Here is a 16,664-nt window from a genome sequence, read left to right on the forward strand (position 1 = left end):
GCCCTACTAATGCTCAGGTCCTGGATTTGCCCTTGCGAGAGGACTTGCCGGGTCGCTTTTTTACGACAGAAACACCGTAGTCATTTTTCAAAACGTTAACGACGGCTTCAAAGAACTGAGCCTTCTGGTTGCTCAGCGCCAGCTGTTCTTCAAGCTCTTTGATCCGCTGCTCGGGTGTCAGCGGGAGGGTTGGCTCGGTCATGGACCTGCTCCTCGACTCTCGAATTGATGCGCCTTGGCTCCAATCCTGCCGACCGTGCTTGCGTAACCACACCAATACTGTCGACCGACCCTGGATGCCATAGCGCCGTTGGGCTTCTTTATAACCCAACTCGCCTTTTTCAACCTGGTCTACGACCGATAATTTAAAGGCTAGCGTGTAGTCGCGCTGGCTGCGCCTTTTGCCCGAATCCATTGAATCCTCCTGAGGAAAGGTCAGAAGGTGTAAACCTTATTCAGGACGGGACAAACCCCACAAAAAAGCCCGCAGCGATGCGGGCTTTTTTGTGGGCTACTGATCAGTTAAGAGGCTGATTTCAAAAAACGGGTGGCTGGAGTCACAATCCGTGGGAGGGGCCTTGGCCGCGACAGCCCGGTTTCAGGCGCTGAAAATGTGTTGCCTGTAAGTTGGTCGTCGCGGCCAAGGCCCCTCCCACAGGTGAATATATATGCCTTAACTGATCGGCATTAATTCTACACCGCGCCCAGTGGACGCGAATTCATTCAGGCCTTGTGCGTCTCATGCATGCGTGCCAGCTGGCGTTCCAGCATCGACGGGTAAGGCTCCATCAGGCGCTCGACGCAGCAGGCACCTTCCGGGCTGGCGATCGGGCGGATGCGGGCGCGCTGGCGGATCAGGGCGTCGTCGTTGATCTTGCGTTCCACCAGCAGCAGGTTGCGGCTGTGCTGGGACAGCGCCAGTGCGTCCTGGGCGGTTTCGGTCAGCAGCAGATCGATCTGGCTCAGGCCGGACAGGCCTTCACCCAGCGTCAGGCCCAATTGCAATTGCAGCGTGATGCCACTGTCGGCAACTTCGATCTGCAAGGCGTGGCTCAATGCGCGCAGCAACTCGCCGCAACAGATCGCATTGGTCAGGTAGTCCTCACCGCTTTCCTGGCTGTGGAACAGCATCAACGTGCTGCCGTCATTCAAGGTATGCAGCTCGCTGTCATACAGCGACGCGGCCTGATCGAGGCAGTCACGATAGCGTTGCAGCAGATCGGTCAGGCGAGCGCGAGGCAGGCGGCGCAGTTGATCCTGAGCGCCCAGTTGCACGGCCAGCACGGCGCTGTGTTGGGGTTCGCTCGGGGTGGACAGTGCCGAAGCAGGGCGAATGGCCGGTGCGTTGCTGGAGCTGTCACGAAGATCGGCAAACGGATCTTCCTCGTCCTCTTCATCTTCTTCGGCCACGAAGCGGCGTTGCGCGGGAGGTGCGATCACACGAGGCTTTGGCGTTTCATCGAAGCTGGTATCGCGAGCTGAAAATGAAGGCGCAGGTTTCTCGTCCTCAGGCTCCAGATACGCATCGTCGTCTTCGCTGTATTCGGGTTCCGGTGGTGTTTCAGGCTCTGGAACCGGTGGTGCGAAGGAGGAGCGCAGTTGACGCGCCAGATCGCCGATTTCGTCCTGGCGGTCGGTGGCAGGTGTGTAAGGGTCGATATCGCGCAGCCAGATCCGCAGTTGCAGCAGTGGCGTGGAGATATGGCGACCCAGACGCAGGCTCAGGGTCAGCGCCAGCGCGAGCAGGATGCCAGCCAGAATACCCATGCTTTGCAGGCTGATGGTCATGGGCTGCTGGAATTGCGTCATGTCCAGGCTGATACGCAGGTGACCGGCCATCACGTCCTGGAAAGTGATCTTTATTTCATAAAGACCCTGGGCTTCACCCAGCAGGCTGTTTTTTGGACGTTGACCGGCCTCCGCGAGAATGCGGTTATCCACGCTATAGATGGCAGCGTGGGCCACCAGCGGGTTCTTGACCAGATTGCCCAGCAGCACGTTGAGGCTGAGGATGTCGTTGGACACCAGCAGCTCGGTCGCCGAGGTTGCGGTCTGTGTGGTCAGGGCCTGCCCCAGTGCGTCGGCCTGTTCGTGCATGGCCTGCTTGAATTGCAGGCCCATGACGCCGGCGTAGATCACCAGCGCCAAGGCGACCAGGATCACGTTATGGCTGGCAATACGCAAAGCAATCGGTACACGGCGGTGGCGCAGCGCACGAAAGATCAGCAGGAAGAAATTATCGGTTTTAACGGGCGTGGGCCGGTTCACAGAGCACGGCTCTTTCGGTGAAGTTGCGCGCAGTATAACGACCGTCCCAGTAGCGGCAAAGCGCTGGCTGTGCCCGGCGGTCACAGAAAGTGGTTAGAATGCGGTTTTTTTCCACTGCTGGGGTGCGCCTTGCGCGAAATCGTCCTGATTAACATCACTGGTGTCGACCGTCCGGGTCTCACTGCGGCCATCACTGGCGTTCTTGCCCAGGGGGGCGTGAACATCCTCGATATTGGTCAGGCGGTGATCCATGACACCTTGTCGTTTGGCATCCTGGTCGAAATCCCGGATACCGAACAGGGTTCTTCCGTCCTCAAGGACATCCTGTTCACGGCCTACAAGCTCGATCAACAGGTACGTTTCACTGCGGTGTCCGAAGAGGATTATCAGCAATGGGTCGACGGGCAAGGCAAGGCACGGCATATCGTGACCCTGCTGACGCGCAAGGTCACTGCCGAGCAGTTGCAATGCGTCAGTTCGATCACTGCGAAATACGGGCTGAATATCGACCATATCGATCGCCTGTCCGGGCGCATGCCCCTCGACACCCCGGCTGACAAGGGCAAAGGCTGCATCGAGTTCTCCGTGCGCGGCGAGCCTGCTGACCCCAAGGCCATGCAGGCCGAGTTCCTCAGTGTGGCCCAGGACTTGAACGTCGATATCGCGTTCCAGCAGGATTCGCTGTTCCGTCGTAACCGCCGTCTGGCCGTGTTCGACATGGATTCGACCCTGATCGAAGCCGAAGTCATCGATGAACTGGCCAAGGCGGCTGGCGTCGGTGAGCAGGTCTCGGAAATCACCGAGCGCGCCATGCGTGGCGAGCTGGATTTCCGTGCCAGCTTCAAGGAGCGTCTGGCTTTGCTCAAGGGGCTGGATGTGAACGTGCTGGATGAAATCGGTGCGTCGCTGCGTCTGACCGAAGGCGCTGAAACCCTGTTTGCCGAACTCAAGCGCCTGGGCTACAAGACGGCGATTCTCTCCGGCGGCTTCACTTACTTTGCCAAGCAGTTGCAGGCGAAGCTGGGCATCGACTATGTGTTTGCCAACGAGCTTGAGGTGGTCGACGGCAAGGTGACGGGCGTGGCCGTCGAGCCGATTGTCGATGCGCAACGCAAGGCCGATCTGCTGCGTGAGCTGGCGAACAAGGAAGGTTTGAGTCTGGAGCAGACCATCGCGGTGGGTGATGGCGCCAATGACTTGCCGATGCTGGCGATTGCCGGTCTAGGGGTGGCGTTCCGTGCCAAGCCGTTGGTCAAGCAGTCTGCCAGACAGGCGATCTCGACTTTGGGGCTGGACGGCGTTCTCTACCTGCTGGGCTTCCGCGACCGTGAGGGGCGAGGCTGATAAGCCCGTCCTGTGTGGCTGTCGTAATCCTCTGAAGGGTTGCGACGGCTACAGCGAACTCCACAACGAATCGAATTCCTGCCCCGGCTTCGGTTTCTCGCTTTCCGTCGCCTTGGGCGCATCGTAGATCTTGTACTCGAACTGGTTATAGCTGGCGCTGCTGATGTGCCGGTTGCTCAGCGCTGCGCGACGTTCTTCGCCGTTGACGTTGATCATCACCTGGCTGCCTTCCTGAAACGGCAGGCGTGGAGCCAGAACTGTCGGCGGCTTGCCCATGGCGCGTACTTCCGGAAGCATCAGGGTGCGCAGGTACTGGCTGTTCTGTTCTTCACGTATCAACTGCATGCCACAAGGCTGGGCAAACGGGGCGATCAATTCGATACCCATCTGGGTGCCGCCGCTGCGCACCTGTCGGACCCAGCGCACGATGGCGATGCTCCAGCCCTGACCGGCATCATCCTGAATCCCCACCAGTTCGCCAGCCTGTAATTGTGGCGGGACGTCCTTGGGCCATGCCAGGCAATAGCCGCCTGGGCTGTGGTTGACGATGTTCAGCTCGAAAGTCGCAAAGATATTCTGGGCATTGGAGGCTGACTCACTGTCGCCCTCCGCTGACTGATATTCGATTTCCTCGAAGGGCAGCAAGACCGACGAGGTGTTGCCGCGATGGGTATCGAAGGCGTTCGACCACGGATCGTCGGCGTTATCGTTGACCACCTTGAGGCTGAAATCCGCAACGCTGGCCGCGGCAGGCAGCAGCAATTGTTCGGTGAACGATTTCTGCCCGCCGACGTAATAGTGCAGGGCGCTCATGCCGATGCACAGCTTCAGCGTGCCCTGGCCTACGGTGCGCTGAAAGGTGCGCTCGGCTACATCGCCCCAGGCCGCTGCCAGATGTTGCAGCAGATCGGTGGTGACGCGAGGCGGGATAAGCAGTTTTGACTGCGAGCGCTGATCGGCAGGCAGTCCCAGGTATCTGTTGATCGCATCGGCCAGCGCGCGTGAGTTTATCCCCAGAAGCTTGGGCAGTTGCTCCTCGGCGAACAGGGTGCGGTACATCGGTGGCTTATCGGACGCAGGGTCCAGCGCGAACAGGCTGTTTTCATCGGCAGGCGACTGTAGCGTGACCATCGCGCTCCATGCTTCCAGTGATTCCGCCATCTTGCCGATATTCAACTGGCGCATCTGATTGCTGCGTGAGCAGCCCATCAGCAATGCGACGGCATAGGTCTGTTCGACGCTCAGGGTGCGAGTGTGGGTGCCCAGCGGTTCGTTCACCGGCGTGGTGTGCAACTGGTACTGGCGTGCGATCTGATAGATATGGTGCAGCTCAAGCCACAGACCGTCCTGAACCGGGCAATACAACTGGCTGGCGCGGATCAGCGGGCCGTTGAGCGCATGCATGGCGCGTTGCAGCGCGGTGGTGAGCAAGGCACCTTGTTCCTTGCTGTAGCGCGCCGCCACACTCTGGATGATCTGTTTGTAACCGGTTGCCAGATGATTCTGCAGGGCCTGGCAGAGGTTGGCGACCTTGCGCGGACGCTCATCGAGCACGATGGCCTGATTGAGAAAGTGCCGTTCCAGATGGCTGCAGACGAAATAGACTTCCGGGCGCAGCAGCTCCAGCAATTGCAGGCGGTTTTCGCCGGGAGTCATCAACTGGTTGAGTTCGGACAGCCCTTGATAGAGCTGGCGGGCCATTTCGCCGATGTTTGCTTTGGGCAGGCTGGAGATCCAGCGTTTCAAGTCGCGGGGATTGGGTTCACAGAATGACAGGCTCGACTGTGTTGGCGTGGGGGCACGCAACAACAGAGGTAAGCTCAAATTACTCATGTGACAGGCAAACTCCAGCTACTCCACAGGCCCGAACGGTGGCTTTTGTTGACGAACTTCAGACATCTTCGCATTGAGATGTATCGCGTATGCGCCAATTAAAGTGCGCTGCCTCCTGCAGCACCGATAGCGCGACTTTAACAGCATCGACACGTTCTCGCAGCTTTTGTGGCCTGATGCCAGTATTTGCCTGCTTTCCTGAGAGCACAAGCCTGAAGGCACAAACTCCGACGAGCTTGTACCTTCAGGTCATCGCAATGTTCAGGCCTGAGTCGCAGTTGCCATGGCTTGTCCCATTTGCACCTTGGAACCGGCGGTCAGTTCCTCGGCCCACTTAACCTGATCCGGGCCAAACAGCACGATAGCGGTCGAGCCCAGTTTGAAGCGGCCCATTTCTGCGCCTTTTTCCAGGTGGATAGGCGCACGTGCCGCTTCGTCGTAGCTCACGGTCTTCAGTTCGCGCTTGGGTGGCGTGACCAGCCCGGCCCAGACTGTTTCGACCGATGCAACGATCATTGCGCCGACCAGTACTACGGCCATCGGGCCGCGCTCGGTGTCGAACAGGCAGACCACGCGCTCGTTACGGGCGAACAGTTCTGGAACATTCTCGGCTGTAGTCTGGTTTACCGAAAAGAGGCGGCCTGGCACGTAGACCATTTCGCGCAGGGTTCCGGCCAGCGGCATGTGTACGCGATGGTAGTCCTTGGGCGACAGATAGACAGTCGCAAACTGGCCGCCCATGAACGGCGCGGAGAGTTTCGGATCGCCGCCCAGCAGCTCAAGTGCGCTGAAGCTGTGACCTTTGGCCTGGAAGATGCGGCCATGCTCGATAGTCCCCAGCTGGCTGATGGCACCGTCGGCCGGGCAGAGGATTGCGCCGGGAGTGGTGTCCAGCGGGCGAGCGCCGGGTTTCAGGGCGCGGGTGAAGAAGTCGTTGAAGTGCTCGTAGGCGGTGAGGTCTTCGACCAGGGCCTGAGACATGTCCACCTGATAGCGGCGCGCAAACCAGGCAGTGAAAGCATTCTTGAACCAGCTCACTCGGCATTCGGCAACATAGCCAGCCAGGCGAGACAGAAAATGGTGAGGCAGCAGGTGCTGACTAAGGATGAACAGACGCTCTTTCATTTATATTCCTAAAGCTTGATGGAGGTGCCGACTCGTTTGGAGTTGATCTCACTTCTCGATCGGGGTGTCTGGATGATTGCCCCATTCACCCCAGGATCCGGCATAAGCCTTGACCCGTGGATAACCGAGTGCCTTGGCGATCAGGTAAGTGAAGCCTGAGCGGTGGTGGGTCTGGCAATGGGTGATCACTTCCTTGTCGGCGGTGATGCCCAGGTTTTCCAGAATCTGCGGCATGTCCTGGCGGATACGCAGGTTGCGGGTCTTGTCCATGCCGGCAGTCCACTCAAAGTTGACTGCGCCAGGGATATGACCGCCTCGGGCTGCCACAACCTTTTCCCCTGAATATTCGGTCGGACCACGTGCATCCCAGATCGCCAGATCGGCGGCACCGAGGCGCGACTGCACGTATTCGCGGGTTGCCGTGGGTTCGCCATGCAGGGTCAGGGTGACGGGAGTGCTTGCAGCCGCAGGCACATCGGTGGTCAGCGGCAGTGACTGCGCTTCCCAGGCCAGCAGGCCGCCGTCCAGATAGTGGTAACGGGTGTGGCCGATGACATCCAGTAGCCAGATGAAGCGTCCGGCCCAGCCACCGCCTTCGTCGTCATAGACCACATAGACGGCGTCCGGATTGTGGCCGAGTTCGCTGAACAGTCTTTCGAGATCCCCATAGGCTGGCAGCAGGCCTGGCGCAGGTGGCTGGCCCAGTTGGGTACGCTTGGGATCGACGAAGCGGGCGCCGCGGATATGACCAGCCTCGTAACGGGCGCTGCTGGTCAGATCGACGAGGATCAGTTGCGGGGCGTCAAGGCGCTCAAGCAGATCTTGTGGCTCGATGACCAACGGCAAACCAGTGAAGACGGACATTTGCAGCCTCCGATAAAGAGAAAGTGCGAATTGTACGCCAGGCCTCAGGCTTTGCGTTGGCTAAAGATGGCCAGTGATCGTTCAATACATTGCGCGGTTTTTCCGAATGCCTGAACGGATATTTCCGACAATGGACCGCCTCCCTGGTCGGCGACCACCAGCAGCAGGACTCTGCCGTTGTTACCCAGCGAGCGGATCAGCCAGTGCTCTCCTTTGAAGATGCCTTTCAGGGCTGCGGGCAGCAGTGCAGAAAACTGTGCGAGGTTGGTCGGGGTGATCCGCAACTGGGTCGGCTGCGTCATCAAGCGTTGCAGGAGCGTGCTTTCTTTTATGGAGAACTGCAGGCCCGAGACTTCTTGCGGCAGGCCACCAGCCAGATGCACGCGCAGCACGCTGCCTGTCTTGTCCGCCATCAGCAGCATGACCCGCTGCATGCCGCAGGACATCAACGTGTCGCGAGCGGTCGTGGTCAGGTGGATGGAATTGATGAATGGCGTGGGTTCGACCAGCAGTTCGGCACACTGCTTGCGCCATTGTTGCAGCGCGTCGGCCGTCGGTGGTGGAGCGATCTCGTTGTCACGCCTGATGCGCCGGGCATCCCAGGGCCAGATCAGCGATTCGGCCGGATGCCACAGATCTGCTTCCGAATGCACGCGGGCACTGCTGGCGGCGTTCTGGTGGATCTGTTGCTGAACTTCATCCAGTGGCTGTTGCAGATAAAGGCTTGCGAGTCGCTCCCAGCGCAGGCAATGAGGGCTGTTCCACGCCTGCTGGGCAGACAGCGCCACGCCATTGCCCAGCAGCACGGTATTGGCCGGTTGATTCAGCCAGCGGCGCAGGTTCGGATCGGCATCCATCAGTTGTTGCTGGCGCAACGGGTCGTGATCTTCTCGGGCGATGTGCAGGGCCTTGACCAGCTCACGTCGCTCGTTGATCAGCACTTTATAGCCGCGGGTCACCCAGACCGGCAGGCGCCAGAACTCGGCCAGCGCCAGGCACAGGTCCAGCAGGCTGACGCCGAACAGCTCCTTCTCGACCACACGGCTGGGCTCGCCTTTGTGAATGACCCGCACTTCCCAGTCCTCCAGAAGTTTGGGGTGCGCGAGTGCCATGGGCCACAGCGGCGACAGAAACAGCAGGCTGCCCAGATGAATGTCCTGCCAAAGGCGCGCAAGCCGGCTGGCGAACAGGCCGTTGGCCTGTTGCGTGGCATGCTGGCTGATAAGGATCAACTGGCGGAAGGCGGCCGGTATGTCCTGGGGTTCCCTGGCGGGCAGGCGACCGAGCAGGACTTCGGTACGTGCCAGTCCCAGGCGGTTGATTGCAATCTCAAGGCTTTCAGCCGGTTCCACCATGCCATGGCTCTTGTGGTTGGCTTCACGCAGCACGCTCAATACCAGTTCCGGGCTTTCCTGCATCATGTCGGCGATGTCGCGCAGCGAGCGGCGGCTGTCTTTCAGAGCTTCGCGCACATGATTGTGGTTCACCACCGGGATGGGCAGGTCCACGGCATCCAGATGCCTGATCCAGGCATCGAGTGTTTTGGGTATCGAGTGCTTCACAGAGCTTGCGGTCGACATTGGAAGGCCTTTACAGCTGATTTTTTTAAGCAGCGCAGGCTGCGATTCTTAGGGGCTGGACAGCTGTTTTCAAGCTCTTGTTCAAGGGCCGAACTGGTTTTTAACAAGAACTGACTATAGTCTGGACCAATGAGGCCGATACGTAGAATAAGAGTTTCCGCACATGTCCCTGAACCCGACTCGATAAGTATTTTCTACCTATGGCTAAAATTATCGGCATCATCGTCGTTTTCGCGAGCGTGCTCGGCGGATACGTTCTATCCCACGGTCAGGTCGCAGCACTGTTTCAGCCTTATGAAGTGCTGATTATCGGTGGTGCGGCTCTGGGTGCATTCCTCCAGGCCAACCCTGGCTATATGACCATGCACGTCTTTAAGAAATCCTTGCAGATGTTCGGTACGCGCTTCACACACGCTTACTACCTCGAAGTGCTGGGGCTGGTCTATGAAATCCTCAACAAGAGTCGTCGCGAAGGCATGATGGCGATTGAAGGGGATATCGAGGAGCCGGCTTCCAGCCCGATCTTCGCCAAGTACCCTGGCGTGCTCAAGGATGCACGCATGACGGCCTACATCTGCGATTACCTGCGGATCATGTCGTCGGGCAACATGGCGCCCCACGAACTTGAAGGCCTGTTCGACATGGAATTGTTGAGCATGAAGGAAGAGCTTGAGCACCCTTCCCATGCCGTCACCGGTATCGCCGACGGTATGCCCGGTTTCGGTATCGTGGCAGCGGTACTGGGTATCGTGATCACCATGGCTTCCCTGGGCTCCGGTGACAAGGCCGCCATCGGTATGCACGTAGGTGCGGCTCTGGTAGGTACTTTCTTCGGTATTCTGGCGGCCTATGGCTTCTTCGGCCCGCTGGCCACTTCCCTGGCTCACGATGCCAAGGAAGAAATGAACGTCTACGAATGCATCAAGGCTTCCCTGGTGGCTTCGGCTTCCGGCATGCCGCCTTCACTGGCCGTGGAGTTCGGTCGCAAGGTTCTGTATCCAGCGCACCGGCCCAGCTTCAGCGAGCTGGAACAAGCGGTTCGCGGTCGTTAAGCCATGGAAAATAATCAGCCGATAATCATCAAGCGCGTAAAGCGCTTTGGTGGCGGACACCACGGTGGCGCCTGGAAGATTGCCTTCGCTGACTTTGCGACAGCGATGATGGCGTTCTTCCTGGTGCTGTGGCTGCTGTCTGCTGCTACGCCCGAGCAGTTGATTGCGGTCGCCGGTTACTTCAAGGACCCGGTCGGCTTCACTGACAGTGGCTCGCCTTATGTGATTGACCTGGGCGGCTCGCCTGAGATGTCGCCTAACCAGACCCTCAACCCCGAGGTCAAGACCACGCCGTCCCCGGATACCGTGCCTATCGAGTCGGATACCTCCGAATCCAAGGCCGAGCAGGTCGAGCAAGAGCGTCTGGAGATGCTGTTGCAGGAACTGCAGAACAAGGTTGAAGAGAACCCGCAACTGCAGAAGTTCAAGGACCAGATCCTGTTCGAGATCACTCAGGATGGCTTGCGGATCCAGATCATGGATGCCGATAACCGGCCTATGTTCGACTCCGGCAGTGCGCGTCTGAAGCCGTATTTCGAGGATATTCTGCTGGCCATGGCCGACACCATTCGCACGGTGCCGAACAAGATCAGTATCAGTGGTCACACCGATGCCAAGCCATATGTGGGCAGCGGTGAGTTCGGTAACTGGGAGCTTTCGGCAAACCGTGCCAACGCTGCGCGTCGTGCGCTGGTGGCAGGTGGTTATCCTGATCCGCAAGTGGCACGGGTGGTGGGATACGCTTCTTCGGCGCTGTATGACCGTGAGCATCCGTTCAACCCTGTGAACCGTCGTATCGATATTGTCGTGCTGACCAAAAAGGCCCAGCAGCGTATCGAGGGTGATCAGAATACCGGCGGTGCGCCGCAGACTCAGCCTGCTCCGGCAGCGCCTGCGGCTCCGGGAGCGTCCACGACTGCGCCACCCGATCCGCAGGCCTATGCCCAGCCTCATGAAATTCGGCAAAAGCTGAATATCTTCGAGGAAGGACAGTTACGGGCTGAACCGGCCAGGAACTGACAGATGCAAAAACGCCGCGATCATCGCGGCGTTTTTGTATGGGTTTCAGTAGCTGTCTTGCGGCAGGCTGGCAATGATCGAGCGGTAACTGTTCATGCGCTGCTGCTGTACGCGGCCATCTTCAAGAGCCTTGAGCAGGGCGCAGCCCGGTTCGCGGTCATGCTTGCAGTCGCGGAAACGGCAGGTGCCGATCAGGTCGTTGAACTCGATGAAGCCGGCTTCCACGTCGGCGCGGCTGACATGGCCCAGACCGAATTCGCGGATACCCGGTGAGTCGATCAGGTCGCCGCCACGGGGGAAGTGGAACAGGCGTGCGGTGGTCGTGGTGTGCGTGCCCTGGCCGGACAGCTCCGACAGCGGGCCGACACGTGTCTCGACTTCTGGCAGCAGGCTGTTGACCAGCGAAGACTTGCCCACGCCGGACTGGCCCACGAATACGCTGATATGGCCGTCGAGGCGGGTTTGCAGTTGTTGCATGCCGTCGCCCTGATGCGCCGACACTTCCATGACCGGATAACCCAGTGTGCGGTACACCGCCAGCAGGGCGTTGAGCGCCGGAGCGTTCTGCTCGTCGATGAGGTCTGCCTTGTTGAGCAGCAGCAAAGGGTGAATGCCGGCATGTTCGGCTGCAACCAGATAACGGTCGATCAGGTTGGCGTGAGGCTCGGGCATCGGCGCGAAAACAATCACGATCAGGTCGACGTTGGCCGCTACCGGCTTGAGCTGGCCGCGAGTGTCGGGACGGCAGAGTTCTGTTGTGCGTGGCAGTTGCGCCACGATAACGCCGATCCCCTGATTGCCGGCACGCCAGACAACCTGATCGCCGGTGACCAGCGCTGGCAGGTTGGCGCGCAAGTGGCAGCGGAAAACCTGGCCGCGTTGTTCGCCGTCCTGGGCTTCGACTTCAACCTGGACCCCGAAGTGAGCGATTACCAGGCCGGTCTGCTCAGGGCCGAGGTCGCCGCCCTCCAGGGTTTCCAGAGCCAGCGTCTCGCGTTTTGCAGCGCGGGCGGCGCGTTCGCCCTGGATCTTTTCGATGCGCCAGTTCTGGCGGCGATTGAGTTGGCGTTTGGCCATGGGTGTTCCGAGTTGATGAAGCGAATGATTGGGTCTTACATTGAATCGGGCGGAGTCTAGCATGCCGGGGTGAGCTAAACTGCCCGGCTACACCAAGGAGTCGACACATGCAGAACAAGCAGAACCTGATCTGGATCGATCTGGAAATGACCGGCCTGGACCCGGACACCGATGTCATCATCGAAATGGCAACGATCATCACCGACAGTGAGCTCAACACCTTGGCCGAAGGGCCGGTGATTGCCATTCACCAGAGTGATGAAACGCTGGCCAGGATGGACGAGTGGAATACCCGTCAGCATGGTGGCTCGGGCCTGACCCAGCGGGTGCGCGAAAGCACCATCAGCATGGCCGAAGCCGAAGCGCAGACCCTGGACTTCATCAAGCAATGGGTCCCGGAGCGCAGCTCGCCAATCTGCGGCAACAGCATTTGTCAGGACCGCCGCTTTCTGTATCGCCACATGTCGGCGCTGGAAAACTACTTCCATTACCGCAACCTCGACGTTTCCACGCTCAAGGAGCTGGCTGCACGCTGGTCGCCGGAGCTGCGCTTCAAGAAAGGCAACACCCATCTGGCGCTGGACGATATTCGTGAATCGATTGCCGAGCTGCGTTTCTATCGCGAGCATTTCATCAAGTAATGAATTGCAGCATGAGTGTGGCGAATAAACCTCGTCGCACTCTTTCAGTGCGTTGATCCGCTGGTTAGACTGCGCGCCTTTGTCGCAGGTGTGGTCGCCATGTTGCTGATGCTTTATCTGATTGCCATCACGGCTGAAGCCATGACGGGCGCCTTGTCTGCCGGGCGTCGCGGCATGGACTGGTTTGGCGTGGTACTGATCGCTTGCGTCACCGCGCTGGGCGGCGGCTCGGTGCGCGATGTACTGATCGGGCATTACCCGCTGACCTGGGTCAAGCACCCGGAATATCTGGTCCTGACCAGCGTGGCTGCGCTGGTGACCATCTTCATTGCCCCCTTGATGCGCCATCTGCGCTCGCTGTTCCTGGTCCTCGATGCCCTGGGGTTGGTGGCTTTCACACTGATTGGTTGCATGACGGCTCTGGAAGCCGGGCACGGCATGCTGATCGCAGCGGTCTGCGGCGTTATCACCGGCGTGTTCGGCGGCATCCTGCGGGACATCTTCTGCAACGACATCCCCCTGATCTTCCGGCGCGAACTCTATGCCAGCGTGTCATTCCTGGCGGCCTGGTGTTTCCTGCTGTGCCGCTATCTGGAACTGCCAACCGAGCAAGGCATCCTGATTACCCTCTTCGGCGGCTTCCTGCTGCGCCTGCTGGCGATCCGCTTCAAATGGGAAATGCCGAAGTTCATCTATAAGGATGAACACTAGTAGGAGCGAATTTATTCGCGAAGCCCGTTTTCGCGAATAAATTCGCTCCTACATTGGGTGGTGTTGTTTCAGTGCCCATTCCACATGCTCGCGCACCATCTCTGACGGGTAATCGCGGCGGGCTTCCAGGGCCTGGAGGACGGGGATGGTGGAGGGCGCGTTACCCAGTCCTACTGCCAGATTACGCAGCCAGCGTTCATAACCGGCACGTCGCAGTGGCGAGCCTTCGGTATTGCTGAGGAATTTTTCTTCATCCCAGAGGAAGAGTTCGGCCAGCCCCGCATTGTCCAGGTTGTGGCGTGGTTTGAAGTCGCTTTGGGTTGTCGGGCGGGCAAAGCGGTTCCAGGGGCAGACGATCTGGCAGTCGTCACAGCCGAATACCCGGTTGCCGATCAGGGGGCGCAGCTCTTCGGGAATGGACGTCTTGAGTTCGATGGTCAGGTAAGAAATGCAACGCCGGGCATCCAGCACGTAAGGGCCGACGAATGCAGCGGTGGGGCAGATGTCCAGGCAGGCCGTGCAGCGCCCGCAATGTTCGGTCGCGTGCGGTGCATCCACAGGCAGCGGTAAGTCCACGAACAGCTCGCCGAGGAAGAAAAAACTGCCTGCCTTGCGATTGAGCACCAATGTGTTCTTGCCGATCCAGCCCAGCCCGGCCTGTTCGGCAATGGCCTTTTCCAGCACCGGTGCGCTGTCGACGAATGCTCTGAAGCCAAACGGGCCGATAGCCTGCTGGATACGCTCGGCCAATTGCTGGACACGCTTGCGCACCAGCTTGTGGTAATCGCGGCCCAGGGCGTAACGCGAGACGTAGGCTTTTTCCGGCTCGGTCAGGCGCTGAGCCATTTCGGTGTCGCCCGGCAGATAGTCCATGCGCAGCGACACCACGCGCAACGTGCCCGGTACCAGTTCATCCGGGTGGGAACGTTTGCTGCCGTGGGCTGCCATATAGTCCATTTCGCCGTGATAGCCCGCTTCGAGCCAGCGTTCCAGGTGCTGCTCATGCTCTGCCAGGTCGAGCCCTGATATACCGATTTGCTGAAAGCCCAGCTCACGGCCCCACTCCTTGATCGATTGCGCAAGGCTGGTGAGGTCGTCGGCGGTTGGAAGTTCAGCAGTAATAGCAGGCATGTGCAGAGAGAAACCGGGTCCAAGGTGCGTATAATTCTGCCAGACATCGGAGCCCGGATACGCATGTTCGACACTAAACCTCATTTACCCGACGCGCTGTACAGCGCTGCGCAGGTCCGGGACCTCGATTCCCGGCTGATCGCTGCGGGTACGCCGGGCCTGGAATTGATGCAGCGCGCCGCCCATGCGACCTGGCGGGCGGTGCGTCGGCAGTGGCCGCAGGCTGGTGAATTGACAGTGCTGACCGGGCGCGGCAACAACGCCGGGGACGGGTATCTGGTGGCGTCCTTGGCCCGGAAGGCTGGCTGGCGGGTGAGGGTGCTGGCTGTCGGTGATCCGGCTGCGCTGGCGGGCGATGCGGCGACGGCCCACGGTGAGGCTGTCGCAACAGGTGTCGATATTCAGCCATGGTCCGCGCAACCGCTGTCTGGTGTGGTGCTGGATGCCTTGCTCGGTACAGGCTTGAGCGGCGAGGTGCGCGAGCCTTATCTTTCAGTGATCAATGCGATCAACGCCAGTGGCTTGCCGGTCGCGGCTGTGGATATCCCGTCAGGCTTGAGTGCCGATACCGGGCGCACCCTGGGTGTTGCCGTACGTGCCGACCTGACCGTGACCTTTATAGGGTTGAAGTTGGGGTTGCTGACGGGCGATGCGGCGGATCTGGTCGGAGAGTTGGTTTTCGACGATTTGCAGGCTGATTCAAGTCTGGTCGTGCAAACGCCAATCAGTGCGAAACGCCTGGATACATTTAACCTGCCGGCGCTGACGCCGCGTCCCCAGACAGCTCACAAAGGCCTGTATGGGCGTGTCCTGGTCATCGGAGGTGATCACGGTTTTGGTGGCGCTGCCTTGCTGAGTGCCGAAAGCGCCTTGCGTAGCGGCGCCGGCATGGTCACCCTTGCGACCCGTAGCGAGCATGTGTCTGCTGCATTGGTGAGAATGCCTGAAGTCATGAGTGCAGCCATTCGATCAGCCAATCAGTTGCTGGCTTTGATCGAGCCAGCCGCTGTGCTGGTGGTCGGTCCCGGATTGGGGCAGGCGAGTTGGGGGCGCAGTCTGTTGTCGGCAGCGGCTGATGCCGGGCGACCGCAGGTCTGGGATGCCGATGCCTTGAATCAATTGGCGGGTGGCTTTGTGAGCCTGCCGGAAAACAGCGTCATTACCCCGCATCCCGGTGAGGCTGCGCGGCTTCTGGGGATCGGCACCCAGGAGGTCCAGGCGGATCGCCCGACGGCGGCTCGTGCCCTGGCCCGTAAATTCAATACCGTTTGTGTGCTCAAGGGCAGCGGCAGCCTGATTGCCGATGTCGATGGACGCCTTGCCTTGTGTGATCGCGGTCATCCCGCTATGGCTACCGCAGGCCTGGGCGATGTGCTGGCCGGCCTGATCGGCGCGCTGATGGCGCAACACATGACGTCATTCGATGCGGCGTGTCTCGGTGTCTGGCTGCATGCCCGCGCCGGAGAACAGGCCGGTGTTTCAGGTCGCGGGCTGGCGGCAAGCGATACAATTCCAGCCATTCGTCAGTTATTGGAGGAGTTACAACCGTGTCTGAGTTAACGCTGCATTTGACTGGCGAAGAGGCCATGATGGGCTTTGGCTCGCGTCTGGGTCAGGTCACCCAGGGTGTGGGCGTCATTTTCCTTGAAGGCGACCTTGGTGCAGGCAAGACCACGCTTTCCCGGGGCCTCATCCGCGGGCTCGGGCATGTCGGCGCAGTCAAAAGCCCTACGTTCACGCTGGTCGAACCCTATGAAATCGGCTCGATACGTGCCTTTCACTTCGACCTGTATCGTCTGGTTGACCCAGAGGAACTTGAGTTCATGGGCGTGCGGGATTACTTCGATGGGGATGTTCTCTGCCTGATCGAATGGCCTCGGCGCGGCACGGGCTTTTTGCCAAAGCCTGACCTGACCATTACCATTAGGCCGCACGAGCAAGGTCGGTCTGTAACATTGAGCCCGCAAGGCTCGCGTGGCGAAACTTGGTGTGCCACTTTGGCGTTGGAATTCAAATAG

14 protein-coding genes and 1 pseudogene are annotated in these 16,664 nt (G+C 59.6%); 7 read left to right on the forward strand and 8 right to left on the reverse strand.

Features of this window, described 5'->3' with window-relative positions:
• Window positions 1-415: pseudogene (locus Q6A51_RS21250) on the reverse strand (IS3 family transposase); the annotation flags it as partial.
• Between the two features lie 308 nt (window positions 416-723).
• Window positions 724-2,268, reverse strand: coding sequence for a histidine kinase (locus Q6A51_RS21255; RefSeq protein ID WP_304575673.1), 1,545 nt, complete (start codon window positions 2,266-2,268; stop codon window positions 724-726).
• Between the two features lie 129 nt (window positions 2,269-2,397).
• Between Q6A51_RS21255 and serB the strand changes: the two genes are divergently transcribed.
• The gene (gene serB, locus Q6A51_RS21260) at window positions 2,398-3,612 is read left to right on the forward strand and encodes a phosphoserine phosphatase SerB (protein ID WP_201018200.1); all 1,215 of its coding nucleotides are present in this window, start codon (window positions 2,398-2,400) and stop codon (window positions 3,610-3,612) included.
• 48 nt (window positions 3,613-3,660) lie between these two features.
• On the opposite strand, the gene Q6A51_RS21265 is transcribed toward serB, so the two are convergent.
• The 4 genes from Q6A51_RS21265 to Q6A51_RS21280 form a co-directional block, all read right to left on the reverse strand.
• Window positions 3,661-5,445 carry a molecular chaperone gene (locus tag Q6A51_RS21265; RefSeq protein ID WP_201001755.1) on the reverse strand — a complete coding sequence of 595 codons (1,785 nt, stop codon included), beginning with the start codon at window positions 5,443-5,445 and terminating at the stop codon, window positions 3,661-3,663.
• A gap of 261 nt (window positions 5,446-5,706) precedes the next feature.
• Entirely contained in the window at window positions 5,707-6,570 is an 864-nt protein-coding gene (gene asd, locus Q6A51_RS21270) for an archaetidylserine decarboxylase (RefSeq protein ID WP_201018198.1), read from the reverse strand.
• 48 nt (window positions 6,571-6,618) lie between these two features.
• On the reverse strand, window positions 6,619-7,434 hold the full coding sequence (locus tag Q6A51_RS21275) for a rhodanese-like domain-containing protein (RefSeq protein ID WP_201018197.1): 816 nt from the start codon (window positions 7,432-7,434) through the stop codon (window positions 6,619-6,621).
• A gap of 44 nt (window positions 7,435-7,478) precedes the next feature.
• Window positions 7,479-9,014 (reverse strand): HDOD domain-containing protein, encoded by a 1,536-nt coding sequence (locus tag Q6A51_RS21280; RefSeq protein WP_201018196.1) that lies wholly within the window; start codon window positions 9,012-9,014, stop codon window positions 7,479-7,481.
• A gap of 200 nt (window positions 9,015-9,214) precedes the next feature.
• Here Q6A51_RS21280 and motA point away from each other — a divergent pair, with 200 nt between their 5' ends.
• Both motA and motB read left to right on the forward strand, forming a co-directional pair.
• A complete protein-coding gene (motA, locus tag Q6A51_RS21285; protein WP_025258287.1) occupies window positions 9,215-10,066 on the forward strand; it encodes a flagellar motor stator protein MotA in 852 nt (283 codons plus the stop codon).
• Window positions 10,067-10,069: 3 nt separating this feature from the next.
• Window positions 10,070-11,086, forward strand: coding sequence for a flagellar motor protein MotB (gene motB, locus Q6A51_RS21290; protein ID WP_201018195.1), 1,017 nt, complete (start codon window positions 10,070-10,072; stop codon window positions 11,084-11,086).
• Between the two features lie 45 nt (window positions 11,087-11,131).
• On the opposite strand, the gene rsgA is transcribed toward motB, so the two are convergent.
• Window positions 11,132-12,163: a small ribosomal subunit biogenesis GTPase RsgA gene (rsgA, locus tag Q6A51_RS21295; RefSeq protein ID WP_201001761.1), complete on the reverse strand. Its 1,032-nt coding sequence runs from the start codon at window positions 12,161-12,163 to the stop codon at window positions 11,132-11,134.
• Window positions 12,164-12,270: 107 nt separating this feature from the next.
• Between rsgA and orn the strand changes: the two genes are divergently transcribed.
• Together orn and Q6A51_RS21305 are read left to right on the forward strand one after the other, a co-directional pair.
• On the forward strand, window positions 12,271-12,804 hold the full coding sequence (orn, locus tag Q6A51_RS21300) for an oligoribonuclease (RefSeq protein ID WP_201001762.1): 534 nt from the start codon (window positions 12,271-12,273) through the stop codon (window positions 12,802-12,804).
• Window positions 12,805-12,903: 99 nt separating this feature from the next.
• Complete coding sequence (locus tag Q6A51_RS21305) at window positions 12,904-13,515, forward strand: trimeric intracellular cation channel family protein (RefSeq protein WP_201001763.1); 612 nt, start codon at window positions 12,904-12,906, stop codon at window positions 13,513-13,515.
• Between the two features lie 48 nt (window positions 13,516-13,563).
• Here Q6A51_RS21305 and queG read toward each other — a convergent pair whose 3' ends face one another.
• Window positions 13,564-14,646, reverse strand: a complete 1,083-nt coding sequence (queG, locus tag Q6A51_RS21310) for a tRNA epoxyqueuosine(34) reductase QueG (RefSeq protein ID WP_304575674.1) — start codon at window positions 14,644-14,646, stop codon at window positions 13,564-13,566.
• Between the two features lie 63 nt (window positions 14,647-14,709).
• On the opposite strand from queG, the gene Q6A51_RS21315 reads away from it, so the two are divergent.
• Together Q6A51_RS21315 and tsaE are read left to right on the forward strand one after the other, a co-directional pair.
• Window positions 14,710-16,206, forward strand: coding sequence for an NAD(P)H-hydrate dehydratase (locus Q6A51_RS21315; protein ID WP_304575675.1), 1,497 nt, complete (start codon window positions 14,710-14,712; stop codon window positions 16,204-16,206).
• A complete protein-coding gene (tsaE, locus tag Q6A51_RS21320; RefSeq protein ID WP_201018191.1) occupies window positions 16,194-16,664 on the forward strand; it encodes a tRNA (adenosine(37)-N6)-threonylcarbamoyltransferase complex ATPase subunit type 1 TsaE in 471 nt (156 codons plus the stop codon). The genes Q6A51_RS21315 and tsaE overlap by 13 nt, the downstream gene beginning before the upstream one ends.

This window comes from Pseudomonas serbiensis, assembly GCF_030580745.1.
GTDB classification, from domain to species: domain Bacteria; phylum Pseudomonadota; class Gammaproteobacteria; order Pseudomonadales; family Pseudomonadaceae; genus Aquipseudomonas; species Aquipseudomonas serbiensis.

Excerpts from the sequence above, each read along its gene's own strand:
- Q6A51_RS21265 (WP_201001755.1), bottom strand. The coding sequence starts at position 5,445 with ATGAGTAATTTGAGCTTACCTCTGTTGTTGCGTGCCCCCACGCCAACA.
- asd (WP_201018198.1), bottom strand. The coding sequence starts at position 6,570 with ATGAAAGAGCGTCTGTTCATCCTTAGTCAGCACCTGCTGCCTCACCAT.
- Q6A51_RS21275 (WP_201018197.1), bottom strand. The coding sequence starts at position 7,434 with ATGTCCGTCTTCACTGGTTTGCCGTTGGTCATCGAGCCACAAGATCTG.
- Q6A51_RS21280 (WP_201018196.1), bottom strand. The coding sequence starts at position 9,014 with ATGTCGACCGCAAGCTCTGTGAAGCACTCGATACCCAAAACACTCGAT.
- motA (WP_025258287.1), top strand. The coding sequence starts at position 9,215 with ATGGCTAAAATTATCGGCATCATCGTCGTTTTCGCGAGCGTGCTCGGC.
- motB (WP_201018195.1), top strand. The coding sequence starts at position 10,070 with ATGGAAAATAATCAGCCGATAATCATCAAGCGCGTAAAGCGCTTTGGT.
- rsgA (WP_201001761.1), bottom strand. The coding sequence starts at position 12,163 with ATGGCCAAACGCCAACTCAATCGCCGCCAGAACTGGCGCATCGAAAAG.
- orn (WP_201001762.1), top strand. The coding sequence starts at position 12,271 with ATGCAGAACAAGCAGAACCTGATCTGGATCGATCTGGAAATGACCGGC.
- Q6A51_RS21305 (WP_201001763.1), top strand. The coding sequence starts at position 12,904 with ATGTTGCTGATGCTTTATCTGATTGCCATCACGGCTGAAGCCATGACG.
- queG (WP_304575674.1), bottom strand. The coding sequence starts at position 14,646 with ATGCCTGCTATTACTGCTGAACTTCCAACCGCCGACGACCTCACCAGC.
- Q6A51_RS21315 (WP_304575675.1), top strand. The coding sequence starts at position 14,710 with ATGTTCGACACTAAACCTCATTTACCCGACGCGCTGTACAGCGCTGCG.